Consider the following 25,259-nt stretch of genomic DNA (forward strand, 5'->3'; position numbering starts at 1 on the left):
AAAGTTATACTTGTAGGGGCGAATGGCCATTCGCCCCTACGTTTTTAGATGGTGACGATCTGCCTATTTATGGTGAAAAACCCGATGATTGGAAACCGTCACCGAAAAGAATAAAGCGATGCAGCGCGGTCTTGGGGGTTCCCCCCATGAGCGACTGCATCAAGAAGCGTGGTTTGTATAGAAGTAGTAATAATTGGTTAATTAATGCAGACTGTAATGGGGCAGCAAATATAATCACAAAAGTAAGCAGAAAGCTAAGTTTAGACTTAAGCAGACTGTGTAGGGGCACTTTGACTTGTCCCCAGAGAGTTTATCTTTGGTCAGCTAAGAAGAAACGGAGCAACATGGATTATCGGTGTTGCGTAGTATCTGCTTAGAATCCCCGTGACTTGAGTCCGGGGAGTAGTCAATCACTTGAGGTTATCAGTTCTAAATTTAATAAATAGTGGCAAGCTGATTGAACTTGTCAGAAAATAATCGATATGGCTATTTACTCCTGGAAGCAATTTAAACTCTCTGTTCTGAGTGCTAATGAGTGGTTTCGAGAAACTCCTGAAAGAGCTTTGGATATGGCTTATGATGCTGCTCTCAATATTAAGGCGATTGAAGAAAAACATTTTGAAGGCCAAAAAATTTCTTTAGCATCAGCTAATTATGGTGATAGTGTTAAGTCTTATTTTAATTCTGAATTGAAGCGATATTTAAAAGTTATTCAAACTAGATTAGCTGAGTTTAATGCAAGTATTTCAGTTGTAGGTATTTTTGAGAAAAATAAGCTTGGCGATGGCGAGGATAAACTCAATAAATATTATCAGCAAGAATTTCAGGACCGACCATCAATTATTTTGGAAAAATTAGAGTTTATTGATGAAGTAGCTGGTCGATATCGTAAACAAACAAAATCTCCAATTCAAACATCTAATTCAATTGTAGAAGTGCCTGATACTTCATCTTCTTTAGCTATAATATCTAGTCAAGATAATATTAATAGTTCTACTAATAATATATCATCTAATTCTGCTATAAATACTACAAAAACACTAGAAAGAGATCAACCTGAAACTAGCTTTTTACCCCGTTCATTATTAAGTACTTTCAAAAGAATCAAGAAAGAGTTAGACCCAGAAGCAGAAGAAGATGTAATTAAAAAATTCAGAAAATCTAAAGTTAAGACTATTACTTCAGTTAGATTTATCTTGTTATTGATTTTAGTACCTCTACTAATGCATCAGTTATCAAAAATAACTTTTGTGGGTTACTTAGTCGATAGTTTTCTGCCAGTCTCTAATCAACAAGAAGAGATTTTTATTAACCGTGACTTGGAAGAAGAAGCCTTGATGGAGTTGCGTAAATATGAGGAAGAACTTCATTTTCAAATGTATTTAGGCCAGGCACCAGAATTATTCCCAGAATTATATGAAGCTGGGAAAGAAATTTCAGAAATACCCAAACTTAAAAGAGAAGAATTGATTGAGCATAAAGTAGAAGAAAAAGCTCAAGAAATAGCCTCGGAATATAAAAATAGAAGTAATAATGCTATTAAAAATATTTTTTGTGACTTTATATCTTTGATTACTTTTGTTGGCATTATTTCTACTAATAGAAGAGATGTTGAGATTTTAAAATCTTTTATGGATGATGTGATATATGGTCTTAGTGATAGTGCTAAGGCATTTATTCTGATTTTGTTAACAGATATGTTTGTGGGGTTTCACTCCCCTCATGGTTGGGAAGTGATTTTGGAAAATGTTGCTAAACATTTTGGAGTAGCAGAAAGTAGAGATTTTAATTTCTTGTTTATCGCAACTTTTCCGGTGATTTTAGATGCTGTTTTTAAGTATTGGATATTCCGTTACTTGAACCGTAGTTCGCCTTCTGCAGTGGCAACTTACAAGAATATGAATGAATAGATTAAACAATTAACAATTAATAATTAATAATTAATACTATAGCAATCCTAAATTGGTTGTGGCAAAATTCCATACAGAAAAAGTTTTGGGAAATCGAATATTTGATCATAGCGCAAAAAACTTAAATAGCCACTTAACTACTTTAAAAGAACTGCAAAGATGATAGAATTGTCTGATGAAATTTTTGGCTTGTAATCAAATATCTTCAACGGGGTTTTGCTCCGGGGCATTCGGGGCAAATTTTGTACAATTTATCAACCATTCCTCTTGTGCTAAGTCTTGATTAATTGTCACTAAATATTCTCGAAATTCCTGAGAATTATGATAACTTGCTCCATCCCAAAATATTGCCAATCTTTTTCCCGGCCTTCGCGCTTTGCAAATATTTAATAAATTCAATGGTATTTTCCGTATTTCCACTCTTATATTCTTGCACAATAAATTCTTTGCTTTGATAGTCTAATGCTCCATAATAAGTCTGTCTTTTTGTTTCATTTTTTAGCGGAATTTCTATTCTTTCATCATTATCGATCTACAAAATTATAGGATTGACTAATGGGATTTTTTTCTGTTTTTTCCTTGATACATAGAGGCTTTAAACCTTAATTATTTGGCAGAGATTTGGCAGTCGGGAGTCGAAAGTAAAGGGGAAATTATACCAATTTCATAAAATATTGCTACATTCATTATCTGCAAGTGAGAAAATTTTAGACTTAAGACCAAAAATATAGATTAATATCATATCTTTACTACTCCCCCACTCCCTCTTTTGGAGGAGATTTCTAATGTTTAATTTGTCTTGGGTAACGAGGTTTACAAGGAGTTCCTAAGCAAACCTGACCTGCTGGCATATCTTTAAAAACACTACTCCTAGCACCAATAACAGCATTAGCACCAATATTAACGCCTGGAGCAATAAAACAATCTGTAGCAACCCATGCACCATTACCAATATTAATACTTGCTGTTTGTAAACCAAATGTAGGGTCTTCCATATCATGACTACCCGTACAGAGGTAACTTTTCTGAGAGATAACGCAATGTTGACCTATTTCTATACGGTCAAGACTGTATAAAACTACGTCGTCTCCAATCCAACTATAATCGCCGATCACTATTTTCCAAGGATAGGTAAATCTGGCAGTGGGGCGAATTAAAACTCCTTGACCAATTTTGGCTCCAAAGAGATTTAATATTAGTCGTCTTAGACCATATAAAGGTTGGGGAGTTAAGGGAAAAGTAATTGCTTGTACGAACCACCACAGTAATACGAACCAACCCGGTTTACCTCGGTCATACCAAGATTGGTTGTATTTACGAAGATCGACCCCAGATTCTATTTGTTGGTTATTTGTCATTGGGAGTTAAATTTTTTTAGGCTTGACTTTGATTAGACAATTTTATACCATTGAGATGTTTATACTGGGGGAATAGTAATTTTATATACTCGTACCGTAAAATTGATTAAAATACCCAATTATATATTTACCGAAAAATTGTGGTTTAAAGCCTCCCCTTTTAAGGGGATAATAAGCGGTCGGGGGATGGCGAGGTCTCGGAGCCATATCCATGAGACCAAGAGAAGAAAAATTTTCATCTCTTTGTCAATCCTCTTCTTTTCAAGGAGAGGTAATTATTCATTATTCATTATTCATTATTGAAAAGTATGTTACTACAGAATAGTTAATTTTGAAAGGTTTATTCAATTTATTTTGACTGTGGAATAGATTAATGAACTGAGTCAGAAAAATAGCAAACCTCCAGAATAATTTCATCTATTTTTGTGATTACTTTTCTGGTTTCTCTGGTGGCAACAATAATTTTTGCCCACTCATCCGTTGCAGAATAGGCAAATAGTTATTTTGGAAAAGTTGAGAGAATTTTGACAAATATTTCTACCTCTTTTCCTACCTCATCTTTAGATAGATGGGATGACAACTATATATATAAATTAATTTTCTATCCTCGGTTTTTCTGTGTGACTATATGAGGGGAAAGCTGAGAATAATTTCATCATAATTTCATCTATTTTTGTGATTACTTTTCTGGTTTTTCTGGTGGCAATAGTAATTTTCGCCGACTTATTGGTTGTGGGATGGGCAAATAGTTACTAGGTAATATTGAGATAATTTTTGTAAATTTTCTGATCTCATCTACCTAGAGATGAGATGACAACTATATATAAATAAATGAATTTTTTATCCTTGGTTTGACTGTGTGACTATTCTAGGGGAAAGCTGGAAGTAATTTCATCTATTTTTGTGATTACTTTTCTAGTTTCTCTGGTGGCAATAATAATTTTTGCCCACTCATCATAGTTATTAATAACTTTCTCTTGATAGCTTAAAAATGATTGGATTAATTCAGCAGTTTTTTCTGAATTATCATTAGCAATAATTTTGTGATTTTTTACTTTGCCTAGACTTGTCTCAAGTTTTAACTTACCCTCTTTATACCAACGAAACTCTAAGTAATTAGTTAAAATTAAATTTTCACCTACGGCAGATTCTAAATAACGTTTTAACTGGTCAATTAATTGAATTTTTTCTAAATTTTCACCAATTTTTTTAGCTTCAATATCGCCAAGTAAGTTATTATTTTTCCTAACTGTAAAATCTGGGATGCCAGCTTGATTTCCAGTTTCTTCAAAATTGGCATTAATTCCCAACATTTCACCCTCAATCAGATTTTTTAAAGCAGGATAATGAGTACGTTCACTACCTTTTTCCAGATTCTTCTCTAATTATTGTAAATAGTAGTTAAATTCCATCAATCTGTATTTTTGGCAAATATTTCAAGGATATTTTAATAGAATAAAAATTATCAGAGACCATTTATCAACAAAATATTAAACATAGAATACTACCACAGCAAAAGTAGGAGTTTAGAGACCAAACCCCTACAGAAATGCTAGCTATATTTTAGGGACTTCCAAATAAAAAATTATCCCATTAGCTATGAAGGTAAGGGAGTAGAGAGTAGGGAGTAGGGAGTAGGGAGTAGGGAAGAAATTGAAAAAGTAAGGGAGTAGAGAGTAGCTAGTTAACGATAGAGTACAAAAATTTGGATAATTTATTTTCTGCTATTCTCTTAGTCAATATTTTAGTCTTATTTGATAGTCTAAAATAACTTTATACCAAATCTAAAAAGTTTTGCTACATCTTTTTGAGAGTAGGGAATAGGGAGTAGATAAATTAGGAATAAGGGTGCATCTCATATTTGCAAAAATACTTTTTTTCCTATATATTCCCTGTTCCCTAAAAGCGATAATTTTTTGGCTTTATTCAAAATTGAGATGCACCCAGGAATAAGATATCTTCGCTTAATGCCTAGAATCGTTAAAAAGTGCTTCAGTCCGGAAATTATGAAATGCTGATATAGCAATTCCCATCCTAATGATATACAAAATTCGTTTGTTTTAGGGAGTAGGGAGTAGGAAATAGAAAATAAAAAAAATTACTGTACCTCAGTAACTTGAGAAATGCTATAGCTAGTTAATGCTATAAAAATCAAAATAGGGAAGTAGAAAATAGGTTAACTTTCCTTTTTCTATCTCCCTTAAATGTTCGGCGAATTTCAGATTAATTAGTTAAATTTTTGGCATTACTGATTCTAACTATCAGGTCAAGTATGAATATAGATTTAGAGTTATTTATCCATCCTAATCATCAACAATAAAATCAAGTTTTTCGTAAGCATTTAGCCGTCAGCTATCAGCCATCAGTTATTGCTTTTAGTTTTAGATAAAAGCTTTACTAATTGATCCAGAATTTATACTTACTATAAAATCTGGCTGAAACAGTCTATATTCATTTAAACCCCTTATAATAGCTGAGATCTGAAAGCTAATAGCTGTTTGCGCAGCATTCCGCAGGAAATGCTTACAGTTTTTCCGACCGCTTCTTTGATACTTTTACTAATAACTGATAACTGAAATAAACCTAAATTTTCACCACTGTCAATATTTTAGATATTTTACCGAATAATTAATAATTAATAATTAATAATTAAATAATTCGCGCCTTGAAGCCTCCCCTTGGATAGGGGAAAAAAAGCGGTCGTTAGCGCAGCTTCCCGTAAGGGTGGGATGGCGAGGTCTCGGAGGCATATCCAATCGACCAAGAGAAGAAATAGTATTTCCTTATATTCAATTCCGTAACGGTTTTAACCAGAGGTAATTATCAATTATCAATTATCCATTATCCACTAATGAACTACCTTAACCTGACTACTAACTACTACTTGCTGAATCTACCTGAGCAACTGGCTGAGGTTTAGCAGTTTTTTCTATTTTCTCAACAGTATTTAACTGACCACCACAATCTTTAAGTTCGTAAAGTTTAACGCCTATTTGATACTCATATTGACTCAGTAACCTACCATAAATATATCCTGCTTTACCATCTAAAAACCCTAATTGAATGAAGTAAAATAAAATAAACCTCAACATAGGTTTAAATGGTAATCTTACCCATATCTTCTTCAGAAAACGTTTACGTTGTACCGCATCCCCAAATAAACTTGCACCAATAGTTCCATCATCATCCTGACCAGTCAGTATATTATAATGTACTCGCGCTTCCCAATTAGAATAACGATTGTGTCTTTCCAACCAGTGAAATAAATCACGAAAATCTTCGTGAAGCATATCATTTTTCAGATAGCCTACCTTTCCATTCAAAACAACGTGTTCATGCACTTCATTATCTCCCGTATTGGGCACTCCCTCAGTTCCTAAATTCTCGTAGCGACCTTCTTTATACTTAAATAAACGCAGATTCCAATCAGGATATTTACCGCCATAACGAATCCATTTACCTAGAAAAAATACCCTTCTATTAAGGTAGTAACCATTGTAATTTTGGTCTTGAATCGCTACAGCAATTTCATCCCATTGCTCAGGAGTAATACGTTCGTCACAATCAACAATAAGTACCCACTCATTCCGAAATGGCAAATTTTCTAAAGACCAATTTTTCTTTTTTGGCCATTGACCATTAAAATGGAACTGTACTAAATTTGCTCCATAACTTTCTACAATTTCCCCAGAGCGATCGCTGCTTTGAGAATCTACTACAAATATCTCATCTGCTCTTGCAACACTATCTAGACAAGCGGGTAAATTTTTTTCTTCATTCTTAGCCGGGATGAGAACTGAAACTGGTATCTTAGATGATGTCATAGTTCAGAATTTTATAGATGGGAATTACCTTATTTTATTATCGCTATAGTTTTAAGGCACTAATAGTTCTCTATTGAGTTGCCTTGGGTTAGCATTTAGATAGTTAGGATTTGATGTTAAGTGGCCTTTAGTTAACCTTTAGGTAAGTAGGATTTGAGATTGAGTGGACTTGGGTTAGCATTTCGGCAGGGCGATCGACTTTTTTTACCTACCACCTAAAATCTACCACCTAATACCTACTTTATAAATATCATGCCTTGAGATGTTGAGTGGCTTTGGGTTAGCTTTTTGGCAGGGCGATCAGCTTTTTTTACCTACTACCTAAAACCTACTTTGTAGATATCATGCCCTGAATAGCTGCACCTAGATAGCCTATTTGAGCATAAGCATAGACAAAATTATCAAAACGTTTGGCCGGGTCTGCTATATTTTTTAGAGACTTGTACACACCCCTAATCATTCTATCGCTCCCCTTTTTTATTTGTCTAAGACCTGCCTGACCAGCTAGTTGTTCACGATAACATTCGCTAATGCCTTGCCACCAACCTCTTTCAATAAACCAGGCAGGTCTAACCCTTTCAGGAGCTACATTATGAGCAACCAAAGCTTCAGGTAAATAAGCTACTTGCCAACCTTGCTTGATTGCTAATTCTGTGGTATGTAACTCTTCATTAGACAATAGTTTTTTGCCCACTCGGCCTAAGTTAGTATCAAAGCCATCAATTTGTTCGAGAAATGTACGACGAATGGAATAATTTAAACCTCTAGGAGTTAAACCAGGCTGATTAATATAAACTACAGAATCACCAAGGTCATAGTAACCGAGGTTTCCTGATAATTCTGGAGAAAGCCATTTGGGGGGGCTAATTCCTTCTGGCCAAATCAAAGTAACTTTACCACCAGCGATCGCTAGTTTTTCATTACTTTGAAAAGCTTCTTGTAATACCCTTAACCATTGAGAACTAGCAACAGCATCATCATCAAGATAAGCTAAAATTTCTGCACTGGCTGCTTTTGCCCCTGTATTTCTGGCCACAGATAATCCTGTGACTGGCTCATATACATATTTCAGATTGGGACTAGGATATCTTGCTTCTACTACTTCGCGGGTGCGGTCGGTGGAAGCATTGTCTACCACTACTACTTCAAAGCTACCAGGAAAATCCTGTCCAAGTAGGCTATCTATGGCAGCTCCTAAGTAATTGTCCCGATTATGAGTGCAGATAATAGCAGATATTTGGGCCATATTTAATTGTTACAAAAGAACTAGCGGGACTTTGAAAGCCCCTACTCTTGAGAGAGGGGATGAAAACGGACACTGGGGGATAAATACCGCAGTCTCTACCCCATTTTAACATTACAAATACACAATCAGGAGATAATTTATAATATTAAGGAGGTGATTTATTTGTATGGTTGTCAGCAACATCTAATCAAGGCCGATTATGACTTAAAATCAATTCTGGAGTTTATTTGTTCCGGGTCCCACAAGCTAACCAATTGTGGTATTTATTATGGTCGTCAATTGTTTTTTAAAGCTCAGAAAATAATTGGTAAGTATGACCTAGAAAAAGAGTACAAATCAAATAAACATGTGTCAGCTTTGTATTCACAGGCAGCCCAGCAAATACTTAGGTTTGTTGCTGAATCTTTTAAGTCATTTAAAGAGTTAAACAAAAAATAAAAAAAGGGTAATCTGCATTTTCAGCCAAGGATTCCTAGCTATCTTCAACAATTAATAATTAATTATTAATTATTAATTATTACCTCTTCTTTTCAAGGAGAGGATTGACTAATAATGAAAATTTTTTCTCTCTTGGTCGATTGGATATGGCGCAGGTTTCGGAGCCATCCCACCCAACGGGGAAGCTGCGAAGATCGACCGCTTGTTTCTCCTTTAAAGGAGAGGCTTTAAACCTTAATTATTCGGTAAAAAAGATGGTTTAGCAATGGTGACTTATCCCAAGCAAGCTTTAAGACTTGTTGGGAATAATATCAGAATTCCCCTGGAACGGTAAAACGATGGTTTAAATTGGACAGTTTTTTGATACCAATATCATCTAATCTACAGTTTTCAGAACTTAAAGAATTGCGTATACTACCACGTAATCGATATTTTTATGTAGAGTTCGTCTACAAGAAAAAAATTGTAGTTCAAGAAGAATTAAACCCTAAAAATGTTTTGGGCATAGACCCCGGAATTAATAATTGGTTAAGTTGCGTTTCTAACGTTGGTACTAGCTTGATTATTGATGGGCACAAGGTGAAAAGCCTTAACCAATGGTATAACAAACGGGTTTCCACCCTCTTTGAGGGTAAGCCCCAAGGTTATTGGGATGAGCAATTAGCCCACATCACAGAAAAGCGTAACCTTCAGATGAGAGATGCAGTTAACATTCTGCAAAAATAGTTATCAATCATTACTGGTAAAGGTTTATTGGTTAACGCTGACTTAAATGGTGCAGCGAATATACTTGCCTCCGGCACGCTTCGCGAACGTAAAGTAGAGACATAATTAGTTATAAGCCTAGTCAAGGTCTGTAGGCAAGTTTTGACCCTTGCTACCAGATTTCCGATCTGGGAAACCAAAACTAAAAAAGCTACCAGATGTGGCTAATGCCCCTAATCGTAGCAACAGTTGAGAATCCCCGCGCTTAAAAGCGCGGGGAGAGGTCAATATCCTTTATTTTCAGTTTACACTGGATAATCTTTTTGCATTCCCATGATTTCTCCTCAAACCACTTCTAAGAAAATAATTTTGGTCACAGGTCCTGCTCGCTCTGGTAAAAGTGAGTGGGCTGAAAATTTAGCTATGAGTTCTCACAAACAAGTAATTTATATAGCTACCTCTCAAGTTGATGGTCAGGATATAGAGTGGCAAACTCGAATTGAACAACATCAGAACCGTCGCCCTCCTGATTGGACTACTTTAGAAATACCTGTGACACTATCAGAAACTTTAACTACTTATGCAGATGAAGACTGTTGTATTTTGGTAGATTCTTTAGGTACTTGGTTGGCGAATATTTTGTCACAAGATGAATCAGCTTGGAATGAAACTTTAGCAGCTTTAATTGAAGCTTTATTAAAAGCTAATGGTGATGTAATTTTAGTGGGTGAAGAAACAGGTTGGGGAGTAGTTCCTTCATTTCCTATCGGACGGCTATTTCGTGATCGCCTTGGTCATCTGATTCGTCGAGTTGGAGTAATTTCTCAGTCTGTTTATCTGGTTACAGGAGGTCATGTTTTGAATCTGAGTACTTTAGGCATACCTTTGAACTTTTAATTCTTAATTTATTATAAAGGAATAAAATATTATTTTCACTCCCTAACTTTTCCAATGTTTAAAGTTTAGAATGAAGGTAGATGAATGAGGCTATTTATTAGCTTTGAAGTTCTATAACATGGAAAATATAGGATAAAAATTATGGCATCCCACGATCGAGTCAAACAATATATTGCCTATTGGTTTCAGTTAGGTAAGAAAGTATTAATTAGGAATGGCCAAGAAGCTGTGAAACCTCAAGTCGTACTTTTAGGCGATCGCTACAGTCAAGATTTTGAATCATGCTGGCAACAAATTCTATCTTCTGGATCGGGAGATTGTTTTTTAGAGGGAACACATCAAACAATTGCAGAATTATTATCTCCAGAGTGGGACATTAGTGATTGTGCCCGTTGTTCGATGCCTATCCCATCTCGTGTCAAAGGAATGCCCCCTAGTTGTTGTCCATGTTTCGATTTACCTCACTGGCCTGATACTGAAAAACCATTGCCGCGATCGCCCATCAATAATAAATCATATTTGTTAGGTATTTGTGAGCGATTATTCAACAAGAAAGAAAATATTACTACTCATAGTCACTATTCTGAATAAGAAGAGTTTAAGCTTCTTGGATATTTTGGAAAACATTCAATTCGTCAGAAATCACAAGTGTGTTTGCGCTGCATTCGGACTGAAAGTCAGAAATTAAAATTAGTGGGAGATTGTTACTCACCACAAATTATCAAGGGAAAAAACTTCTGACTTCTGAGTTCGTTCCTATTTCTGACTTTCCTATAGCGGGGGTCGCGTCACCCTATTTCTCCGTCTAGAAATAGAGATTTTATTACCGAAAATTCTCAGATAAAAAACTTCTGACTTCTGAGTTCCTATTTCTGACTTTCCTAGGTCATGCTGCACAAACAAGTACAGGGATAATACCGCCTTTTAAAAGTTTTCTGACGGGGTAAATTTGATGTCGAGAAAATCTCAAAATTCAAAATCTAAGTATACTTAATTGCGAGAATCTACTGTTAATTCAGAATCATTATTTGTTTCACCCTGCTCATTAATTAATAATGCTACAGGAAAATGATTCAGTACATTTCTAATCCATAAAGTATCTTCTTTTTCTTCTTTAAGTTTTTGTTGAGTAATTGCATTTTTCCACACCAAAGAAGAACCAGAAGGTAAACATATTCGAGTCTCACGCCATACTTGTTCTCCTAAAGGATTTTCTCCTTCTTGAATCAATTTAGTTAATAATCTGGGGGCTATAATAATTGCCGTACTATCTCCCCATTTTCTAGAGAAAGCAACTATATGATCTTTCAAACTACCCATAACAAATAACTTTTGGTAATTTCCTCGTTGAAATAAATCCAAATACTCTCGGCGTGCCTGCAAAGCTTGGTAAATTAAAAACATTTTAATCTTACCAGTCTCTGGAGTTTGCAAAAGTTCCTCAATTAATCCTAAAATATCTGACTCTATTTTTGTCTTAATTTCCTTCAGAAACTCTGCTCTGTTTTCAAAATCAATAGGACGACGGTTATCAGGGTCAACAAGACTCAAATCCCACAATTCTGTACCTTGATAAATATCAGGAACTCCAGGAGAAGTAAGTTTCAAAAAAGCCTGAGATAAAGAATTAAAAACACCATAATATTGAACCTTACGTTGTAGAGGTCGGAAAGCTGGTAAAAATTCATTATCTTCTGATTTATTAAGTAGATGTTCTACAAACTTAATAAGTGAACTTTCGTAATCATCATCCGGTCTTAACCAACCTGTATTAACTTTCGCCTCTCGTATTGCTTTAATAATATATTCTTTAATCCTTTCGACAAAAGTTGGATATTCACTTTCATCAACAGGAAAAGCACCTAACAAAGTCTGATATAAAAAGTACTCATCATTAGGTGCAGGAACATCTAAACCTGCTACACAATCTTTTTGAGGAGCATTAATTTCCTGCCATTTCTGTAGATAACTTTCCCATTCTTCAGGAATTTCTGATAGTACATTAATTCGCGTTCTGACATCTTCCCCACGTTTTGTATCGTGAGTAGAAGTTCCACTCATAGTATGAGGCCAATACGCAATACGATGTTGATTAAATCCATGAAAATCTTCAACTGAAACTCCAAATTTACTAGGAGTTGAACCAACTTCATTGAGAGAAATAAGTCGATTATAAACATATAAAACAGTATCTTCTACACCCTTTGCCATTAAAGGTCCGGTAAATTGTTGTAACCGCATCACAAAATGTAGCCATTTATCTTGATCTTCCTGGTTTAAATGTTCATCAAATTCAAACAACAAAAACTTCTCAATAAAACTCAATTCATTCAAAAGTTCATTGATAAAGAAAGGAATTTTCTCTTTCGTTTTAGCAATTACTCTCTGAATACATTCTCGATCTGCCTTACTCACCCCTTCTTTACTAACATAAGTCCGATACACCGGAAACACCGACATAACTTCTACTAAAGCAGCTTTCAAACCAAAAATAGTAAAATCACTGGCATATCGATATTTACTAGAAATATCTTTAAGTAAGTGAGCTAAATTATCAATATCTCCGGCTAAATGTTTGTTAATAATCAGCCTTTGGTTTTCATCAGCTAGCTGGCCATAGTTAGAAGTACCTTTAATAAACCGAGAATAAATCTGGTCGAATTCTTCCTCGTTAAAATGGTCACAAAAAATACCATTAACATAGTTTAAAAAATCATAACCTGTAGTTCCTTGAACCGGCCAATTAACAGGTAAATCTTCGCTGGGTTCAAGAATTTTTTCGACAACTATATAAGGAGCATTTGCTTTTTCTCTCAGTCTGTTTAAATACTGAGCAGGATCGTACAGTCCATCAATATGATCGATTCTCAGACCTGTAAATTTTTCCTCTTTTAACATTTCTAAAATTAGAGCATGGGTAGTATTAAATACTTGTTCATCTTCTACTCTGACTGAAATTAAATCATTTACTGTAAAAAATCGTCGGTAGTTTAATTCTTCATTACCCACTTTCCAGAAAGATAAGCGAAAGTATTGCTCGGATAATAATTTATCTAATAAGTCAAAACTTTCTGGCTTTCCTGGAACCCCGTTAAAAGTCTTTATATTGTCTTCAATGAATTCTTTAATATGTAGATTTTCATTCCATAATTCCCACAACATCCCTTTGATGAAGCTAATTTGGTCATATCTTTCTCTCCCCTCAGCTCCAGAAGGAATATATTTTAAACTATAGAGAACTCCCTGTAATTTAACAAAATCCTGATTTTTTCTGCCTAATTTATTTCTTAATTTGCCGATATTGTAGGTTAAAACTTGAGTATAAGAATCAATTCTAATCGGAAATTGATGATCATAATAGTTAACAGTTAATCCATTTTGACCGTAATGAAGTTTTAACTCTCCACTTTCCAAACAATCTCCATAAAATTTACCTAAAAAAGGTGCTAAAACTCTACCTTTGATACCTTCATAAGGATGATTCCAGTCAATATCAAAATAGTCACGATATTGAGATTCAGGACCATTTTCTAAGACATCAACCAGAATATGATTTTGGCTGCTAAATGCCATGTGATTAGGCACAATATCTTGTAGCCATCCCATTTGATTACTTTTAATTTCTGTGGCTAGTTCAGCAAATTTTTCTTTCCCACCTAATTCAGGATTAAGTATATTAGAATTAACTACATCATATCCATGGTTACTACCTGTTTTTGCTTTAAATATAGGAGAAGCATAAATATCAGAAATTCCTAGTTCTGCTAAATATGGAACTATAACTTTAGCTGAATCAAAGCCAAAATTAGAAGTAAATTGAATTCTATAAGTCGTTATGGGAATTCGCATAGTTAAATAGAGAGAATTAAGTGGTGATTAATTGACTGTTAAAAGTTTAAAATTTCACGTTTAACAGATAAATATCTGTTTTTCAAACATTTAGGAAAAGCATAAATCTGAAAATTTTCTAGTTTGGCTAAATATGAAACTATGACTTTATCTACTTACAAAGTCAAAACTGTAAGTAGATTAAATTCTATAATGTCGTTATGAGAATTCCCATAGTTAAATAGATATAATTATAGCAGTTTTCACTTATGTTGACTACAAAACTTCAGCTCCCACTGCCTTTCAGCTAAAATCTCTGTATTCTATGAAACATGAAAACTGCTATAAGTGTTGATTAATTAGTTGTTAAAAGGTAAGCATTTCCGTTTGTCATGCTCCGCAAACAGCAATCAAATGCATGAACATATTCAAGCAAGAACTGAGGTTAGGTTATAGCCAATTTCATTAATGAATTTTAATTATCCTTGGTGGATAATTCCCCTCTAGTATGATAATGAGTTAATAACAAATAGCTGATAGCTGACTGCTGTTTGCGCAGCATTCCGCAGGAAATGCTTACGTTAAAAGTTCAAAATTTAACGTTTAACAGATAAATTTTTTTGAGATATTAAACTTTATATTTATTCTTCATGTAGCCCAAAGATAATTAAAAATTGATAGTAGTTAAGCTTCAATCAAGAGAAACGCCTAATTCCCGAAAGAACCCTGAGTAATTCCGGACAAGAGCATGATTATTCTTTAGTGCTTCTGCCAAGGTAGAAGATGTTTGTTTGTTGCCAAAATAATAATAAATATAAGCAATTGCCAGATCCATAAGTCCTTTCATTAAATCCTTGTTAACATTACCGACAAAAATACAATCATCAAGTACCTCCGTAATTTTATTAATTACATCTATTTTCTCCGCAATACTAAAATCATCTTCTGCAAGTTTACCAAGAATAACTGATGGTATTTATTGAACTATTTTAAAATATATAACACCATTAATTACACGATCAAAAAGTTCAATATAGGGCATAATTATACCAGTAGAATAAATTAACCAAGGAAGTCTCGATCTAGAGAAATCTTGATTAACAACAATAGTTTGATTGACACAAAAATCAGGCAAAAATTCTTTGACAATGTGTTGCCATACTTTTAATTTTTTTTGCTATATCAATGTGAAGAATCTCAATGGGTTTATGTAGCCATGACAATGTAGTAATATCTCCATCACAAACATTAACATAGTCAATCAAAGTCTTACAGTTTTTTTGAAATATGTGTAAGTAGGAGTCTTGTTTTTGAGATTCTCTAATATTTTGGTAATAAATTTGTCCTCCTCTAGCTGCAACTTTTTGTTTTGGAGTTGTAAAAGCATCATAGGCATAAATTCTAGATTTTTTCTCTAATACTTGTTGATTTTTTGATAATCCCAAAGCAAAGGGATATACTGTTCCTGCTACTCCTGAACCAAGATAGACTATTTCTCCCGCACCAGAGTAAAGGCAACGAGCGAAATACTTAAGAACTTTTCTTTCCCTTATGGAAGTCATGGAAGGAAGTAATTTTTGAAAAATTGGAAAAGACTCAGAAAAAACGTTTTTTGGGAAATTTATCACGAATTTTAAGTATTATATTAAATCAAGACTCAACAATAAACACTAAAATTGAGAAATGAATTTCACCGAAAAATTGGGTAGTTACGCCTCGCTCTTGTAGGGCGACTTTTTATTTGCTGATTAATAGAAATTTTATCAGACAATATTGATTGGCTGCTTTAAATCTCAACCAGTCAATATTCCTAAAATTACTATTGTACTTGACAATGGATACCACCCTGAAAAAATCATACAGAAGTTAAAGAAAATTTATCCGACGATTATGACCAAGATTCGGTTTCAACTATCCCCCAAGCCATCAAAAGTGGAGAAAGAGAATCTTGGAAAAAACTGATGCTTAGGAGGTTAGCGATCGCATAGATACCAAATGGGTTCTATAAATTCTCATAAAGAGCAAAGCTTAAAGGACTAATTGTCACGGTTTGTCCAGATAATAATTTTTCAGGTAAAACAGCACCTTCTCCTATCCATTCTCTATCTGAAGAATTAATCAGCTTTTGCCAATTTCCTATAGGTAGTTGAGGTTCAAATGTGACAGATTGCTTTTCAAAATTCATCACACTCAATACACTACTTTTTTCTCCCCACCTGTGAAGCAATAGGACATTTTTATCTGCCAAACTTTGTACTTTTATTTGAGAGGTATCAAGTTTAGCTAATACTGGAATTTTTTTCCGTAGCTCAATTAAGCGTTTATAAAAAGAACGCAAAACTTTATATTTACCTTCCCTAGATTTTTCCCAATTTAATTTAGAGTCCATAAATACTTTTTCACCTTGAGGATCGGGCACTTCTCCAGACCAGTTAAAAGACTTAAATTCTTCTGCTCTACCTTTTCTCACTGCTTCAACTAGGTTAGGATCTCCATGACTAACAAAATACAAAAAAGGATTTTCTTCTCCATACTCTTCTCCCATAAATAACATTGGTACAAATGGAGAAATTAAAACTGCTCCTGCTGCTAATTTTAATCCTTCAAAATCTACTAAAGCTGATAATCTTTCTCCAATTAATCGATTACCTATTTGGTCATGGTTTTGTATACAAACTACAAATTTTTCTCCGGCAAAACCTAGAGTCGAATTACCATGATTTCTCTTACGGTGAGGTGAATATTCTCCAGTATAAACATATCCTTTTTTGTAAGACTTTTTCAGAGATTCTATACTCTTAAAATCAGAATAGTATCCAGAACTTTCTCCCGTTAAAAGACTATGTAAAGAGTGGTGAAAATCATCACACCATTGAGCATCATGACCAAACCCTCCATTTTCTTTTGAACGTAAAACTCGCACATCATTTAAGTCACTTTCCGCAATTAAATAACGTTTCCAACTACCATTTCTACTAAACTCTTCTACTCGGTCAGCTAACTGTTGTAAAAAAGGTTCAGCACTCATGTCATAAATGGCATGAATAGCATCTAAACGTAAACCATCAATATGATATTTATCTAACCAATACAAAGTATTTTCAATAAAAAAATTACGGACTTCATTACTATATGCGTCGTCAAAATTAACAGCATTACCCCAAGGAGTATGATATTTATCCGTAAAGTAGGGACCATAATCCCAGAGATAATTACCTTCTGGACCAAAATGATTATAAACAACGTCCAAAATCACAGAAATGCCCATTTGATGACAAGCATTAACAAGTTGCTTTAGACCATCCGGCCCACCATAAGAATCTTGGACACCATAAAGATAAACTCCATCGTAGCCCCAGTTGCGATCGCCTGGAAATTGGGCAACTGGCATTATTTCTATAACGTTTATTCCTAAATCTTTTAATTCTGGCAACCTCGGAATAATTGCTGCAAAAGTTCCTTCGGGGGTAAAAGTACCGACATGAAGTTCATAGATAATCATTTCTGCCAAGGGGATACCTTGCCAAGAACTATCATTCCAGGTAAATTTTTGATGGTCTACTATTTTTGAAGGACCATGTACTCCTTGAGGTTGCCAGTTAGAGGCGGGGTCTGGTCGGTCAGTTTCTCCGTCTAATTGATAAAAATATAGAGTTTCCGGGTCAATATCTTTTGCTTCTCCTTGCCAATATCCCCATTCATCTTTTTGCAGACCTATTAACTTTTCTTGAGGATGTACAATATGTACAGCTAACTTTTCTCGTAGAGGTGCCCAAACATTAAATTGGCATTGTTTTTTTTCTGCTGAATAATGGCTACCAACTCTCATAAATTGAAATTTCCTTAGACGGTTAAGTTTTCGATCAAATATTATTTGAGAATATATATTTTTTATGATTATTCAAACAATTATAATTGAAATTGATGAAATTGGGTTTTCAGTTTCTCCGTCTAATTGATAAAAGTATAGAGTTTCCGGGTCAATGTCTTTTGCTTCTCCTTGCCAATATCCCCATTCATCTTTTTGCAGACCTATTAATTTTTCGTGAAGTTCTCTCCCCTTAAATCGGAGATTATAACGGGAGCTTCTAGAACAAAGATAATTGAACCCCAGTTTCAGAAGTTTCTTGTCTCACAGGCTGACCAACGTCTAAGCCTCCACAAGCAGACAAGATGATACCCACCTCGTTTAATGCTTTATTTAATATGTTAATTGCAGCGTTCTCGTCTCTATCTAAAACCGTTTTACACTTAGGACAAGAATGAGTTCTGACTGATAAAGTTTTAGGTACTTTTTGACCACAATTACTACAATTTTGTGATGCATTGTGAGGGTTAACTTTTATTACATGAACACCGCGTTTTACCGCTACTGCATTCAACTTTTCAATAAAAGCTCCCCAGGCTACATCATAAATTGATTTTGATAGTTTAGTATTTCTAGCTAAACCTTTTATATTAAGGTCTTCTACAGCAATTAAGTCATATTTTTTAACTAATTTATTAGCAGTTTTATAGTGGAAATCTTCTCTTTGTCTAGCAATATGTTGGTGTAATCTAGCTATTTTATTTTGTGCCTTTTTCCAGTTATTAGACCCAATTTCTTTTCTAGCTGCTTTACTTTGTTTTCTAGCTAAATTAGATTGTGCTTTTCTATAGAAATTTGGAACAGAAACAGTCTCACCAGTATTAGTAGTTAAAAACTCTTTTAAACCTACATCAATACCTACAGAATTTTTGATATTATCTGTAGGAATTAAACTAGGAACTGACTTATCTTCCAAACTAAAACTAATATAATAGCCGTCAGCTTTTTTAGTTATAGTTGCTGTTTTGATAACAAACCTATCTGGAATTGGTCTATGAACTATGACTCGAATCGCACCAAACCTCCTAGTAATTATTTGTTTTCCATCAAATTTAATTACTGCTTTGGGATGATTGACTCTACTGAAAGAAAATGACCTTAACTTTCCTGATTTTTTAAATCTTGGTCGTCCTCCACGTTTACCAGTTTTATCAGGTATTAGCCAACGCTTCCAGGCTTTATCTAACCTTTGTAAGTTAATTTGTTGAACTTCGTATGGAGATTTCTTTATAGTCAGGAAATAGCTTTTTTGTCTGTTTAAGTGCTGATTGCTGAAAATAATAATCTGGCAACTCTTGAATCTCGCCAATAGGACATGAAATTAATGAACAACGGTCAACTTGACATCTAGTTCTATTTAACCAATCTAGTCTTTGACCTAAAGCATAATTCCAATGCCGTCGTAACAGTTCCAGCCAATAATCAATTTTGACTGACTGTTTTGGGGTTAGCTTGATTTTATAGCAATGAGTAATTATCATAATTTTTATTATACACTTTACTGCTATTGTTAATTTCTTAACCCCTTAAACCTAATTACTTTAAAAAAAAAATTCTAAATTCCACTTCTTGTATTAGTTACATTATTAAAACCCTAACGTTATAGTTATGACTGTCTCATTAGTTAGTACCACCGAAGCAGCTTTTCTTCTAAATATCTCTACGGGTAGATTGCGTTTTCTACTAAATACTGGTCGTGTTATTGGTGCGAAAAAAGTCAAAAGACTTTGGCAGATTCCCCTAAATCAGAGGGGAATGCCAGAAATTACGCCTGGTCGTCGTGGTCCAGAACCAACTTGGAACAAAAATCAACGCACAGCCAATACTTTTATTCATGTTTTGCGAAAGACCATAGACTATAACCGAGACCATGGAACTTCTCATACAGCAGTCGCCGTAAAAGTAGGAGGTAAAAAAGATTATTGCCACGCTGTGAAAATTCATGGACCTTGCCAAATAGTGTATCAACCTCATAAACCTAATACAAGTCAAGCTGGAGGTGCCCGTCTGTGGATTGAAGTAGAACCGGGAAATATAGTAGAGCGAGTATATTTCAGTAACGGAGATTATGGTCCGCCTCCGGAAGTGCTTCAGCAGCGGGCAAAACAAAAAAATCGAAAGGCTAAACGCTGTGTATCTGCAACGTTATAGTTTTTGACTACTATATATAGTGGTTTTGGGTGAATTTTGGGAAAGGTGTGTGGCGATCGCTCCTCCTTATCTATAAATTCTCTTAATGGAAGATAATAAAATAACAACGGTTTTCATTTTAGTAGACCAAAGTAGGGGTGAATGGCTATTCTCCCCTAGAAAATAGTGTCTAAAAATCAATCCTTATCTTGTGCCGATTCTGTAATAGGCAGAATTGAAATAGCAGGAGTTCCTTCTTCATTCCTGGAAACTTTTTTTGAGATTTTCAGCAATCGAGCGGAATAATTCAGGGAAACCATTGAACAACTTGGGAGATGTTTTAGGAGAGCCAAATTTTATCAGGTTAATGCTATCTACTCCCTGAACATTGACTACAAAAAAATTGAGTTTATTTTCCTCTACAGCTTTCCAAGCACATTGCGTGGATTTTTGCCAATCCTTATCAATTATTTGCCAATTTGGGTCAGTTGGAGGGATACCTATTATATAAAATAACCAAGGTTTTTGAGTGTCCTGAATATTATTACTTTGGTAATTATCCTGATAATTTTCTATTTCTTGTAATGCTAAATTAATTCCTTTACCCATCATAGTTTCTGCTTCGGTTTTGAGAGGAGATGGGATAAATTCATCCATATTTACAAAATCTTGAATTCCTCGCCGATTACTATTAGAAGTGATGATAGCTAATTCCAGAGATTGGGATATTTTGCTACTCGGTTCAAATTCTTTTTTAAAAGCAGAAATTCCAGAATTTAAGAAATCTATACGTTCACCAGACATGGAAGTAGATGTATCTACTACTAGAACAATTTGAACAGGAAGTTAAACCAATGATTGTTTCATTCATTGGGTGCATCTAAATTTTGAAAAAAGCCAATTTTTGGCTTTTAAGGAAAAAGCAATAGACAACAGGGAATAGAAAAAAAGTATTTTTACAAAAATTCAGATGCACCCTATTAATTAAAAAACTGAGAGCTGATAGCTAATACCTAAATGCTTACAAATAATTTTTCATCCATTAATAAAGCTGAGAGCTAACTGCTAATACCTAAATGCTTACAAACGCCTTAAAACAACAATTGAACGTTCCATCACAGGAATAGGAACTTCACCTTGATATTGCTTACCATTTTCCACAAAACGAGACTTACTCGTATCAACAATAACTACCCAACTTCTATCTTGAAACTTAGGAGGAATTGTAAACTCTATCAATTCATAATGAGCATTAAAAAATATCATAAAACAATCATCAATAATCCTTTCCCCACGCTCGCCACTAGCAGGAATTTCCTCTCCATTTAAAAAGATACCAACAGCCTTAGCAAAATCAATATTCCATTGTTCCTCAGTCATTTCTCCACCATCGGGATTATACCAACCTATATCACTCACATCCGAACCATGAATAGCACGACCTTGAAACCACTTACGTCTATGAAATACTGGATGTTGACAACGGAAATAAATTAACTGTCGAGTAAAGTCTAATAAATCTGAATTTTCTACCTGTAAATTCCAATCTAACCAAGAAATTTCATTATCCTGACAATAGGCATTATTATTACCTTCTTGCGTCCGCCCAAATTCATCTCCACCTAATAACATTGGTACGCCCTGAGACAACATTAAAGTCACCAAAAAATTACGCCTTTGACGATTTCTTAAATCCAACACTTCTTGGTCGTCAGTTTCCCCTTCCTCTCCAGAATTCCAAGAACGATTATGTTCCTCTCCATCATTATTATCTTCCCCATTTGCCTCATTATGTTTTTCGTTATAACTAACTATATCGTTGAGAGTAAAACCATCATGAGCAGTTACAAAATTAATACTGGCATGAGGCAACCTACCATTAGAAGCATATAAATCAGAACTACCCGTAAAACGATAAGCAAATTCAGCTAATGTTTCCTCTTCTCCTCGCCAAAAATCTCTAACTGCATCTCTATATTTACCATTCCATTCCGACCACAATAGAGGAAAATTACCAACTTGATAACCACCTTCTCCCACATCCCAAGGTTCAGCAATTAATTTCACATTGGAAATAACTGGGTCTTGATGCACAATATCAAAGAAAGCTGCCAAACTATCCACTTCATATAATTCTCGCGCCAAAGCTGAAGCTAAATCAAATCGAAAACCATCAACGTGCATTTCCGTCACCCAGTAGCGCAGACTATCCATAATTAACTTCAATACCTGGGGGTGACGAACATTGAGAGAATTACCGCAACCAGTAAAATCCATATAGTAACGGGGGTCATCTTCTACCAGGCGATAATAAGCAGCATTATCAATACCTTTGAAGGATAAAGTTGGACCGAGATGATTACCTTCTCCAGTATGGTTATAAACTACATCCAATATCACCTCAATACCAGCTTTATGTAAAGCCTTGACCATTTGTTTAAATTCTCGAACTTGTTCCCCTGCTTTACCACTAGAACTATAACCACTGTAGGGAGCAAAATAATTAATCGAGTCATAACCCCAATAATTAGATAATTCCTTATCAACTAAATGTCCTGGGTATCGGAGAAAGTGATGAACTGGCATTAACTCTACTGCCGTAATGCCTAAAGACTGAAGATAGGCGATCGCTGTTGGATGTGCTAACCCTGCATAAGTACCCCTCAGATTTTCTGGAATGTCAGGATGTAGTTTAGTAAACCCTCTGAGATGAATTTCATAAATTATTGTTTCGTGGTTGGCAATATTTAATAGTTGGTCATTTCCCCAATCAAAACTTTCATCAATCACCACAGATTTTGGCATTAGATGAGCATCATCATCTAAGGTGCAGGCTAAATCTTTTTCTGGGTCATCCCAAGAATAGGCAAATATTTCTTGACCATAGAGTATATCCCCATCAATTGCTTTTGCGTAAGGGTCAATTAGTAGTTTATTGGCATTAAAACGATGGCCTTGGGATGGTTCGTAGGGGCCATGTACTCGAAATCCATATCTTTGACCTGGACCTATACCTGGTACATAGCTATGCCAGACAAAGTTACTAACTTCTGTCAGAGTGAAGCGTGTTTCTTGATTTTGCTTGTCAAATAGGCAAAGTTCAACCTTAGTAGCATTTTCAGAGAATATAGCAAAGTTAGTGCCTTTACCATCCCAGGATGCTCCTAGAGGATATGGTTTTCCAGGCCAAAGTGGTACATACATAGATAAATTGAGAATTCTCCAGAATTAGAGGTATTTTTTTATATTTTATAACAGGAAACGGGGGGAGCTATCCAGGGTGAGCTATCCAGTGCGAGCTTCTAGCTCGCCAGAATATTATTAAAATTGTCAGAACATTATTAAAATTGTCAGAACATTATCAAAATTGTCAGAATATTATTAAAATTGTCAGAACATTATTAAAATTGCCAGAATATTATTAAAATTGTCAGAACATTATCAAAATTTTCGCCTGGTTTTGTATTATTAATACGCGAGCAAGATGCTCGCACTGGGTGGCAAAAAAATCACCATCAAATTACCAGAAGATAATTAAAAATTCTACCAATTTTGTATTATTAATACGCGAGCAAGATGCTCGTGCTGGGTGGAAAAAATCACCATCAAATTCCCAGAATATAATTAAATTTATATCAATTTTGTATTATTAATACGCGAGCAAGATGCTCGCACTGGGAGGCAAAAAATTACCATTAAATTCCCAGAATATAATTAAATTTATATCAATTTTGTATTATTAAACGCGCGAGCAAGATGCTCGTGTTGGGAGGCAAAAAATTACCATCAAATTCCCAGAATATAATTAAATTTATATCAATTTTGTATTATTAATACGCGAGTAAGATGCTCGCACTGGGAGGCAAAAATCACCATCAAATTCCCAGAATATAATTAAATTTATATCAATTTTGTATTATTAATACGCGAGCAAGATGCTCGCACTGGGTAGAAAAAATCATCATCAAAATTATGAAAAAATCTCCTAAATTTCAATTTATAGAACCTACTTATTTCATCACATTTGTCACCTGGGAAAGATCAGAATTAACCCCAGAAGCACGGGAAATAGTTTTAAATTCATTCTTATTTTTTCACAAACAAAGATATCAAATTTTGAGCGTCGTAATTATGCCAGATCATGTACATTGTTTAATCGTACCTTTTCTGAAACAGGAATCAGAATATTGGTCAATTGGAAGTATTCTGCATAGTATTAAAGGCTATAGTGCCAAGGAAATTCCTAAAGTTATAAAGCACATTGGTAAAGTTTGGCAAGATGGCCGACACGAGAGATTAATTAAAAGTCAAAAAGAAATGATAGACGTCTGGGAATACATCAGACAAAACCCAGTCAAAGCTGAATTGGTAAATCAACCAGAAGAATATCCTTTTTTCTGGGAATTAGACAGAAATTCATCCCCATATTTTCAGAATAATTAAAATTCCTATCCAGGGCGAGCTACCGAGGGCGAGCATCTTGCTCGCCAGAATATAATTTCAATTTCCAGAATATAATTTCAATTTCCAGAATATAATTTCAATTCCCAGAATATAATTTCAATTCCCAGAATATAATTTCAATTTCCCCAGAACACAATTTCAATTTCCCCAGAACACAATTTCAATTCCCAGAATATAATTCAATTTCCAGAAGATAATTTCAAATTCCTAGAACATAATTTCAATTTCCCAGAAGATAATTTCAATTTCCTAGAACATAATTTCAATTTCCCAGAATATAATTTCAATTTCCCAGAACATAATTCAATTCCCCAGAAGATAATTTCAATTTCCAGAAGATAATTCAATTTTCCAGAACATAATCTCAATTCCCAGAATATAATTCAATTTCCCAGAACATAATTTCAATTTCCAGAAGATAATTCAATTTCCAGAACATAATTTCAATTTCCAGAAGATAATTCAATTTCCAGAAAATAATTCCAATTCCCCAGAAAATAATTTCAATTTCCCAGAACATAATTTCAATTCCTAACAGGTTTGGTATTATTATTAAATAGGCGAGCAAGATGCTCGCACTCGATAGCTGAT

General features: G+C 34.5%; 18 protein-coding genes and 2 pseudogenes. 7 read left to right on the forward strand and 13 right to left on the reverse strand.

The features are described from left to right. Positions 1 to 377, forward strand: a pseudogene (locus F6K23_RS26185) (hypothetical protein); the annotation flags it as partial. A 105-nt stretch (positions 378 to 482) separates the two neighbouring features. Beyond that, positions 483 to 1,910, forward strand: a complete 1,428-nt coding sequence (locus F6K23_RS26190; protein ID WP_293161247.1) for a proton extrusion protein PcxA — start codon at positions 483 to 485, stop codon at positions 1,908 to 1,910. A gap of 47 nt (positions 1,911 to 1,957) precedes the next feature. On the opposite strand, the pseudogene F6K23_RS26195 reads toward F6K23_RS26190, so the two are convergent. The 5 genes and pseudogenes from F6K23_RS26195 to F6K23_RS26215 all read right to left on the reverse strand — a co-directional run. After that, positions 1,958 to 2,433 (reverse strand): annotated as a pseudogene (locus tag F6K23_RS26195) (transposase); the annotation flags it as partial. A 259-nt stretch (positions 2,434 to 2,692) separates the two neighbouring features. Next, positions 2,693 to 3,268 carry a hormogonium polysaccharide biosynthesis acetyltransferase HpsU gene (hpsU, locus tag F6K23_RS26200; RefSeq protein WP_293161249.1) on the reverse strand — a complete coding sequence of 192 codons (576 nt, stop codon included), beginning with the start codon at positions 3,266 to 3,268 and terminating at the stop codon, positions 2,693 to 2,695. Between the two features lie 863 nt (positions 3,269 to 4,131). Further along, a complete protein-coding gene (locus F6K23_RS26205) occupies positions 4,132 to 4,581 on the reverse strand; it encodes a hypothetical protein (RefSeq protein ID WP_293161251.1) in 450 nt (149 codons plus the stop codon). Between the two features lie 1,560 nt (positions 4,582 to 6,141). After that, positions 6,142 to 7,092 carry a glycosyltransferase family 2 protein gene (locus tag F6K23_RS26210; RefSeq protein WP_293161253.1) on the reverse strand — a complete coding sequence of 317 codons (951 nt, stop codon included), beginning with the start codon at positions 7,090 to 7,092 and terminating at the stop codon, positions 6,142 to 6,144. A 328-nt stretch (positions 7,093 to 7,420) separates the two neighbouring features. Beyond that, positions 7,421 to 8,338: a glycosyltransferase family 2 protein gene (locus F6K23_RS26215; protein ID WP_293161255.1), complete on the reverse strand. Its 918-nt coding sequence runs from the start codon at positions 8,336 to 8,338 to the stop codon at positions 7,421 to 7,423. Positions 8,339 to 9,181: 843 nt separating this feature from the next. Between F6K23_RS26215 and F6K23_RS26220 the strand changes: the two genes are divergently transcribed. The 3 genes from F6K23_RS26220 to F6K23_RS26230 all read left to right on the forward strand — a co-directional run bounded on the left by F6K23_RS26220 (position 9,182) and on the right by F6K23_RS26230 (position 10,969). Beyond that, positions 9,182 to 9,502, forward strand: a complete 321-nt coding sequence (locus F6K23_RS26220) for a transposase (protein WP_293161257.1) — start codon at positions 9,182 to 9,184, stop codon at positions 9,500 to 9,502. A gap of 312 nt (positions 9,503 to 9,814) precedes the next feature. Next, entirely contained in the window at positions 9,815 to 10,378 is a 564-nt protein-coding gene (gene cobU, locus F6K23_RS26225; protein WP_293161259.1) for a bifunctional adenosylcobinamide kinase/adenosylcobinamide-phosphate guanylyltransferase, read from the forward strand. Positions 10,379 to 10,519: 141 nt separating this feature from the next. Then, a complete protein-coding gene (locus F6K23_RS26230; RefSeq protein ID WP_293161261.1) occupies positions 10,520 to 10,969 on the forward strand; it encodes a hypothetical protein in 450 nt (149 codons plus the stop codon). A gap of 399 nt (positions 10,970 to 11,368) precedes the next feature. Here F6K23_RS26230 and treY read toward each other — a convergent pair whose 3' ends face one another. From treY to F6K23_RS26260, 6 genes are all read right to left on the reverse strand, one after another. After that, positions 11,369 to 14,227, reverse strand: coding sequence for a malto-oligosyltrehalose synthase (gene treY / locus F6K23_RS26235; protein WP_293161262.1), 2,859 nt, complete (start codon positions 14,225 to 14,227; stop codon positions 11,369 to 11,371). A gap of 670 nt (positions 14,228 to 14,897) precedes the next feature. Beyond that, positions 14,898 to 15,041, reverse strand: a complete 144-nt coding sequence (locus tag F6K23_RS26240; protein WP_293161264.1) for a hypothetical protein — start codon at positions 15,039 to 15,041, stop codon at positions 14,898 to 14,900. Between the two features lie 292 nt (positions 15,042 to 15,333). Further along, a complete protein-coding gene (locus tag F6K23_RS26245) occupies positions 15,334 to 15,768 on the reverse strand; it encodes a hypothetical protein (protein ID WP_293161265.1) in 435 nt (144 codons plus the stop codon). A gap of 440 nt (positions 15,769 to 16,208) precedes the next feature. Beyond that, the gene (gene treZ, locus F6K23_RS26250; protein ID WP_293161267.1) at positions 16,209 to 18,035 is read right to left on the reverse strand and encodes a malto-oligosyltrehalose trehalohydrolase; all 1,827 of its coding nucleotides are present in this window, start codon (positions 18,033 to 18,035) and stop codon (positions 16,209 to 16,211) included. A gap of 259 nt (positions 18,036 to 18,294) precedes the next feature. Further along, positions 18,295 to 19,383, reverse strand: a complete 1,089-nt coding sequence (locus F6K23_RS26255) for a transposase (protein ID WP_293161268.1) — start codon at positions 19,381 to 19,383, stop codon at positions 18,295 to 18,297. Continuing rightward, a complete protein-coding gene (locus F6K23_RS26260; protein WP_237397217.1) occupies positions 19,271 to 19,555 on the reverse strand; it encodes a helix-turn-helix domain-containing protein in 285 nt (94 codons plus the stop codon). The genes F6K23_RS26255 and F6K23_RS26260 overlap by 113 nt, the downstream gene beginning before the upstream one ends. A gap of 127 nt (positions 19,556 to 19,682) precedes the next feature. On the opposite strand from F6K23_RS26260, the gene F6K23_RS26265 reads away from it, so the two are divergent. Continuing rightward, positions 19,683 to 20,225, forward strand: coding sequence for a DNA-binding protein (locus tag F6K23_RS26265; protein ID WP_293161270.1), 543 nt, complete (start codon positions 19,683 to 19,685; stop codon positions 20,223 to 20,225). A gap of 237 nt (positions 20,226 to 20,462) precedes the next feature. On the opposite strand, the gene F6K23_RS26270 is transcribed toward F6K23_RS26265, so the two are convergent. Beyond that, positions 20,463 to 21,008, reverse strand: coding sequence for a hypothetical protein (locus F6K23_RS26270; RefSeq protein ID WP_293161272.1), 546 nt, complete (start codon positions 21,006 to 21,008; stop codon positions 20,463 to 20,465). Positions 21,009 to 21,284: 276 nt separating this feature from the next. Next, positions 21,285 to 23,408, reverse strand: coding sequence for a glycogen debranching protein GlgX (gene glgX / locus F6K23_RS26275; protein ID WP_293161274.1), 2,124 nt, complete (start codon positions 23,406 to 23,408; stop codon positions 21,285 to 21,287). Positions 23,409 to 24,176: 768 nt separating this feature from the next. On the opposite strand from glgX, the gene F6K23_RS26280 reads away from it, so the two are divergent. After that, the gene (locus tag F6K23_RS26280) at positions 24,177 to 24,647 is read left to right on the forward strand and encodes a transposase (RefSeq protein ID WP_293161276.1); all 471 of its coding nucleotides are present in this window, start codon (positions 24,177 to 24,179) and stop codon (positions 24,645 to 24,647) included. Positions 24,648 to 25,259: the final 612 nt, after the last annotated feature.

This window comes from Okeania sp. SIO2C9 (assembly GCF_010672455.1).
In the GTDB taxonomy this organism is placed as follows: Bacteria; Cyanobacteriota; Cyanobacteriia; order Cyanobacteriales; family Microcoleaceae; genus Okeania.

Excerpts from the sequence above, each read along its gene's own strand:
- F6K23_RS26210 (WP_293161253.1), bottom strand. The coding sequence starts at position 7,092 with ATGACATCATCTAAGATACCAGTTTCAGTTCTCATCCCGGCTAAGAAT.
- hpsU (WP_293161249.1), bottom strand. The coding sequence starts at position 3,268 with ATGACAAATAACCAACAAATAGAATCTGGGGTCGATCTTCGTAAATAC.
- F6K23_RS26215 (WP_293161255.1), bottom strand. The coding sequence starts at position 8,338 with ATGGCCCAAATATCTGCTATTATCTGCACTCATAATCGGGACAATTAC.
- F6K23_RS26245 (WP_293161265.1), bottom strand. The coding sequence starts at position 15,768 with ATGACTTCCATAAGGGAAAGAAAAGTTCTTAAGTATTTCGCTCGTTGC.
- F6K23_RS26280 (WP_293161276.1), top strand. The coding sequence starts at position 24,177 with ATGAAAAAATCTCCTAAATTTCAATTTATAGAACCTACTTATTTCATC.
- treY (WP_293161262.1), bottom strand. The coding sequence starts at position 14,227 with ATGCGAATTCCCATAACGACTTATAGAATTCAATTTACTTCTAATTTT.
- F6K23_RS26230 (WP_293161261.1), top strand. The coding sequence starts at position 10,520 with ATGGCATCCCACGATCGAGTCAAACAATATATTGCCTATTGGTTTCAG.
- cobU (WP_293161259.1), top strand. The coding sequence starts at position 9,815 with ATGATTTCTCCTCAAACCACTTCTAAGAAAATAATTTTGGTCACAGGT.
- F6K23_RS26265 (WP_293161270.1), top strand. The coding sequence starts at position 19,683 with ATGACTGTCTCATTAGTTAGTACCACCGAAGCAGCTTTTCTTCTAAAT.
- treZ (WP_293161267.1), bottom strand. The coding sequence starts at position 18,035 with ATGAGAGTTGGTAGCCATTATTCAGCAGAAAAAAAACAATGCCAATTT.
- F6K23_RS26240 (WP_293161264.1), bottom strand. The coding sequence starts at position 15,041 with ATGGATCTGGCAATTGCTTATATTTATTATTATTTTGGCAACAAACAA.
- F6K23_RS26270 (WP_293161272.1), bottom strand. The coding sequence starts at position 21,008 with ATGTCTGGTGAACGTATAGATTTCTTAAATTCTGGAATTTCTGCTTTT.
- F6K23_RS26190 (WP_293161247.1), top strand. The coding sequence starts at position 483 with ATGGCTATTTACTCCTGGAAGCAATTTAAACTCTCTGTTCTGAGTGCT.
- glgX (WP_293161274.1), bottom strand. The coding sequence starts at position 23,408 with ATGTATGTACCACTTTGGCCTGGAAAACCATATCCTCTAGGAGCATCC.
- F6K23_RS26205 (WP_293161251.1), bottom strand. The coding sequence starts at position 4,581 with ATGTTGGGAATTAATGCCAATTTTGAAGAAACTGGAAATCAAGCTGGC.
- F6K23_RS26260 (WP_237397217.1), bottom strand. The coding sequence starts at position 19,555 with ATGATAATTACTCATTGCTATAAAATCAAGCTAACCCCAAAACAGTCA.